The organism is Desulfobaculum sp. (assembly GCF_054921475.1).
Genome location: NZ_JBUDSW010000223.1, coordinates 1 through 6,239, shown reverse-complemented (window position 1 = coordinate 6,239; position 6,239 = coordinate 1). Strand labels below are relative to the sequence as shown.

At 62.6% G+C, this 6,239-nt stretch carries 3 protein-coding genes; 2 read left to right on the top strand and 1 reads right to left on the bottom strand.

Annotated elements, in window-relative coordinates; all coding sequences use genetic code 11:
• Positions 1-2,105: methyl-accepting chemotaxis protein (locus ACY69P_RS13130; protein ID WP_462327798.1), on the bottom strand; the 2,105-nt coding region annotated here is incomplete at its 3' end.
• A 641-nt stretch (positions 2,106-2,746) separates the two neighbouring features.
• On the opposite strand from ACY69P_RS13130, the gene ACY69P_RS13125 reads away from it, so the two are divergent.
• Both ACY69P_RS13125 and ACY69P_RS13120 read left to right on the top strand, forming a co-directional pair.
• Positions 2,747-4,204, top strand: a complete 1,458-nt coding sequence (locus ACY69P_RS13125; RefSeq protein WP_459900680.1) for an aminotransferase-like domain-containing protein — start codon at positions 2,747-2,749, stop codon at positions 4,202-4,204.
• 187 nt (positions 4,205-4,391) lie between these two features.
• Positions 4,392-6,095 (top strand): glutamine--tRNA ligase/YqeY domain fusion protein, encoded by a 1,704-nt coding sequence (locus tag ACY69P_RS13120; RefSeq protein WP_462327797.1) that lies wholly within the window; start codon positions 4,392-4,394, stop codon positions 6,093-6,095.
• Positions 6,096-6,239 lie beyond the last annotated feature (144 nt).

Genomic DNA, 6,239 nt, shown 5'->3' with positions numbered 1-6,239 from the left:
ACACCACCCGCTGGCGCGCCGGAGTGCTGGCCCGCCGTTTGGCCCGCGCCCTTCTCAGGCGCGCCGTCCGCTACTTTGCCCGTGGCGGCGCCCGGCCCGGGGCGGGACGACTGCTCCCGCTTTTGCGCCGCGCCGCTGGCCGCCCCTGCGCGCTGTGCGCCCGCCGTCTTCTGCGCCCCGCCTCCATACCTTTCAGGTGGCGCGAGCCGCGGCGCATGTGCGCCGCCCCCATCCACAACAAAGAATCCCATGGCGCTCTGCAACTGTTCCGCCTGCGCGGACAGTTCCTCGGACGTGGCGGCCATCTGCTCTGACGCCGCCGCGTTCTGCTGGATAACCTGATCCAGCTGGCTTATGGCCGAGCTAATCTGCTCCGCGCCCTGCCGCTGCTCCGCGCAGGCCGCTGCAATATCCTGCACCAATTCAGCGGTGCGCTGGATGTCCGGCACAATGGACGCCAGCTTCTCGCCCGCTTCCTCCGCCACATCCACGCTGGAGCCGGATAGCTCGCTGATTTCCTTGGCCGCCTCGCCGCTGCGCTCCGCCAGCTTGCGCACTTCCGCCGCCACCACGGCAAAGCCCTTGCCGTGCTCCCCGGCCCGCGCCGCCTCAATGGCCGCATTGAGGGCCAGCAAATTCGTCTGGCGCGCTATTTCTTCAACAATGCCTATTTTCTCCGCAATTTCACGCATGGCCTGCACCGTCTGGCGCACCGCCTTGCCGCCCTGCTCCGTCTCCGCCGCGGCCTTCACCACCAGCTCCTCCGTGCGGCGCGCGTGGTCGGCATTCTGGGCGATGTTGGACGTCATCTGCTCCATGGAGGACGACACTTCCTCCACGGATGCCGCCTGCTCCGTCGCGCCCTGCGACATATTCTGGGACGAGGCGGACAGCTCTTCACTGCCCGAGGCCACATGCTCCGTGGCGTTTTGCACGTCCTGCACCACGGCCCGCAGCTTGTCGCCCATGGTCCGCATGGACGCCGCAAGGCGGCCCACCTCGTCGCGCTGGTCCACGGCCACCGTAGCCGTCAAATCGCCCTGCGCAAAGGACTCGGCAAACCGCGCCCCCTCGCGCAACGGATTCATAATACCGTTGGAAATAATGACCGCCAGCGCAAAGCCTAGGGGCAACGCCACAGCGCTCAGCGCCGTGATGCCAATCTGTGTGGCCTGCGCGGCGTCCAGCATCTGCTGGTCCGTCATAATGCTGCTGGTGACGGTCTCCTGCGCTGTGGCCAACACGGTCTGCACACGTTGCAGGTTAGGACGCGTTACCGTGTTGAACTCCTCCAGCGCGGCCCGGCGGGCCTGCATCTTTTGCCCATGCCACGCAATGACGCCATCCAGCGCCGCACGGGTCGCCCGCGCGTGGGGCATAACCTCGTCCGCCATGTACTGCTGCGCCTGCGCCTGAAGGCCCGCGCCCAGCAAGGCGTTAATCCGCCCCGCCGAGGCATGCAGCGCCGCATGCGGAGCGCGCACCGCCTCCACAGCCTGCGCAAAGCCCGGATATTCCCCCTCAAGCGCCGCGCATTCCGGCGACGCCATCCACTCACCAAGGGCGCAGTGCGAGGGGTCCATCTCCACATCCACCTGCCGCGCTCCGGCAAGCAGCGCCGCCTGTACGGCGTTCACCCATTGCAGGTGCTCCGCCTTGCGCGCGTTCAAAAACGCCGCCAGTTGCGGGTCCACATGGCTAAACCGCTTGGCGATGGTCACAGCGGATTCATGCAGGGCGCGGTGCGGGACCTCCACCTCGGCCAGCGGTCCCGCAAGGCCGGGGATGAGTGCCTCGGCCTTGGCCCGACCTTCACCATAATACCATTTGCCGAATCCGCACAGGGTATGATTGGTCTGCACGTCAAGTTTACGCACGGACTCGTCCGTCAGGAAGGCCGTCACCTTCTCGGCCCATTGCATGTGGTCCACGATGCGCTGGTTCAACTCGCCGCGCAGGGCATTGCCCACAATAACCTGATGCGCGTTGCCGACAATCTGGTTCACCCCAAGGATGCCCCAGCCGCCCACCAACGCCAGCAAACCAAGCGTCACCCCAAAGGCAACGCCGAACTTGACCCGTAATCCACAATCCTTCCACGCCATCCGGCACCTCCGGCTGTCGAAAAGGAGCACAATTGCCACTTCTCCCGGCCGCAGCCGGGCACACCACACATGAAGTATAGCCATAATCTTCGGCGCGAAGCAACGACGCGCCAAACGTCACGGGCAGTTACCGCCGGTGCTCCACGGTATGGAGGAGGGCAACACATCATGGCACTGGCGTGCAATATCCGCCCATGCCGGGCCAAAACAAAAAAAGCGCCCCCAGCCGCATGGCTGGGGGCGCTAAAAAAGACAGGGCCGTAGCTTTCGCTACGGCCCTGTTACCGCCGGTTCGGATTCGATTCGCAACACTCCCGACCTGACGGCTTCGCATAGGGAAGGGATACCGTTCAGTGGGGTTTGGGAGGGGTGCCCTAGGCCCACTGATTTCGTCTTGACGAGGCCTAATTAATCACACCAACTGTTACGGCGACAGATACAGATACAAAAAAAATCACCCGGGACAGTTTTTTTCTCACCCCCTTGGGAAAAAGTGGACACAACCCTGTCACAGCCTCATTTCCAGCGACCATACGCCCTCAAAATCCGTGCTTGACTTTCTGCCAGATTCCCGCAAACTGCACCCAATACAGATACAGATTGCCCAAAATCTGTGCATAACAGATTGCCGGGGAGGATATATGACCGTGCAGACAGAAAGCTGGAAGGAGCAGTTCCGCTACCAGTCCGTGGAACAGCACATCATGGGGCTCATCGAGTCCGGCACCCTCAGCCGGGGCGACAAGCTGCCCTCGCTGCGGTCGCTCTCGCGCACCATGAACCTGTCCATCTCCACCATCAGTCAGGCCTATTTGGAACTGGAAAAGAAGGGCGTGGTGGAATCGCGCCCGCGCTCTGGCTTTTATGTCCGCGCGGCCTCGCACCGTCTGCCCGCGCCCACCCGCAGCGAGCAGACCCCGGCAGAGCCCAAACGCGTCAGCCGCAACAAGCTCATCCTCACCGTGCTGGAAACCGTGGGCAATAAGGAAATTGTTCCCCTTGGCGTCATCTGCCCCGGCACCGAACTGCTGCCCGGCAAGTCCATGAACCGCATCATGAACCAGGTGCTGCGCGAGGACCCCGGCGCGCCGCTGGCCTACGAGACCGTCTCCGGCAACCCGGAACTGCGCAAGCAGCTGGCCTATCAGGGCCTTGAACGCGGCGAACGCTTCCGCCCCGACGACATCATGGTCACCAACGGCGCCATCGAGGCCGTATACATCACCCTGCGCTCGCTCACGCGGCCCGGCGACATCGTCTGCATTCAATCGCCCACGTACTACTGCTTTCTCCAGCTGCTGGAGACCCTTGGCCTACGCGTGGTGGAGGTCTCCTCCTGCCCCAACTGCGGCATCGCCCCGGCAGAGCTTGCCGAGGTGCTGGACAAGTACGACATCAGCGCCTGCATCTTCTCGCCCAATTTCAATAATCCCGACGGCAGCCTGACCCCGGACGACGCCAAAAAGGAAATTGTGGATATGCTCGCCGAGCGCGAGATTCCCCTTGTGGAAGACGACGTGGCGGGCGACCTGCACTTTGGGCCCGAGCGTCCCGGCACCTTCAAGCGCCACGACGAAAAGGGCCTTGTGGTCCTGTGCTCGTCCTTTTCCAAGACCATCGCCCCCGGCTACCGCGTGGGCTGGATGGTGCCCGGCCGCTTCCGCGACAAGGCCATGGAAATCAAGGCCACAACCAACGTCTGCGTCGCCAGCCCCAGCCAGATGGCCATTGCCGAATTTCTGCGCCAAGGTCTCTACGAGCGGCACAGCAAGCGCCTGCGCTCCGCCTTTGCCAAGCAGGCCGACACCATGCACCTGCATATGGGCCGCCACTTTCCGCCCGGTACCCGCGTCACCCGCCCCCAAGGCGGCATGGTGCTGTGGGTGGAGCTCCCCGAGTGCGTGGACTCCGTCAAATACTTCTACAAGGCCAAAGCCGCAGGCGTGGGCATCGCCCCGGGCAGTATTTTTTCCACACAGGACAAGTTCAAGAACTTCATCCGCCTCAGTTGCGGCGGCGCGTGGACGCCGGAAATCGAAAACGGCCTGTCCACCCTCGGCGCCATAGCTTCGCAGATGGTCGCCGAACCGGACAAATAACGCGGCTCCCGCGGCGCCACGCGGCCCCCACAATCCGCGCCAGCCGTTTGACCGAACTGTGCTTTTTCCGTATTCACGGGCAGCCGAGCTGCGTGCCACGCGCACCGTGCTGGCCCGGCTTGTCAATTCATGCGATACTAAGGGGTACTCCGCGCCCCTGAACGAATTCATACAGAGGTACCACAACATGGCAGCGCCAGAGACGAACGAAACCGGTCGCGTCAAGCATTTCATCCGGGCCATCATCGACGAGGACCTTGCATCCAAGGCCGTCAGCTCCGTCCACACCCGCTTTCCCCCGGAACCCAACGGCTACCTGCACATTGGCCACGCCAAGGCCATCTGCCTGAACTTCGGCCTCGCCGAGGAATACGGCGGCAAGTGCAACCTGCGCTTTGACGACACCAACCCCGTGAAGGAAGACGTCGAATACGTCGAATCCATCAAGGAAGACGTGCGCTGGCTCGGGTTCGACTGGGAAGACCGCCAGTTCTTCGCATCCGACTACTTCGAAAAGCTCTACGCCTACGCCGAACAGCTCATCGAGCTCGGCAAGGCCTACGTGGATGACCTCTCCGCCGAGGAAATCCGCCAGTACCGAGGCACCCTCAAGGAGCCCGGCAAGGATAGCCCCTACCGGAACCGCTCCGTCGAAGAAAACCTCGACCTCTTCCGCCGCATGAAGGCCGGAGAATTCGAGGAAGGCTCCCACGTGCTGCGCGCCAAAATCGACATGGCGCACCCCAACATCGTCCTGCGCGACCCCACCATCTACCGCATCCGCAAGGTGGACCACCACCGCACAGGCGACGCATGGTGCATCTACCCCATGTACGACTTCGCGCACTGCCTCTCCGATGCCATCGAAAACATCACCCACTCCATCTGCACGCTTGAGTTCGAAAACAACCGCGCGCTCTACGACTGGGTCCTCGATACCCTCGGCATCGACCCGCGCCCGCATCAGTACGAAGCCGCGCGCCTGAACCTCACCCACACCATCCTCTCCAAGCGCAAGCTCATCCAACTGGTGGAGGAAGGACACGTCTCCGGCTGGGATGACCCGCGTATGCCCACACTCAGCGGCATCCGCCGCCGTGGCTACCCCGCCGCCGCCATCCGCACCTTCTGCGAGCGCAGCGGCGTGGCCAAGGCCAACAGCACCGTGGAAATCGCCATGCTGGAGCACAGCGTGCGTGAAGAACTCAACGCCACCGCCCCCCGCGTTCTCGGTGTGCTCGACCCCGTGAAGGTCGTCATCACCAACTACCCCGAAGAGCAGGTGGAAGAGTTCGAAATGCCCTACCACCCCGAAGACGAGTCCATGGGCAAACGCAAGGTGCCCTTCGCGCGTGAAATCTACATCGAACGCGACGACTTTATGGAAGAACCGCCCAAGAAATTCTTCCGCCTCGCCCCCGGACGCGAAGTGCGCCTGCGCTTTGCCTACTACATCACCTGTCAGGACGTAGTGAAGGACGAAAACGGCACCATCACCGAAATCCACTGCACCTACGATCCCGAAACCAAGGGCGGATGGTCCAAGGACGGCCGCAAGGTCAAAGGCACCCTGCACTGGGTCAGCGCCAAGCACGGCCTGCCCGCACAGGTGCGCCTCTACGACCACCTCTTCGTCAAGGAAAACCCCATGGACGTCGAAGAAGGCGGCTCCTTCACCGACAACCTGAACCCCGACTCCCTCACCACGCTCACACACTGCGTGGTGGAACCCTCCCTCGCGGACGCCAAACCCGGTTTCATCTGCCAGTTCGAGCGCAAAGGCTACTTCTGCGCCGACAGCAAAGAACACACACCGGAAACCCCCGTGTTCAACAGAACCGCGTCCCTGCGAGACTCCTGGGCCAAAATGCAGAAAAAAATGCAAAAATAACCCAGCACCCGCACGAATATAAAGGCCGCCCGGAGCATTTGCTCCGGGCGGCCTTTTGTGTTGGAGAGGAAGAGAGGAAGAAGGGAAGAGGGCCTTCGGCGACTTAAGGAAATAAGGTGAATTGCAATTCAAAACTGAACACAG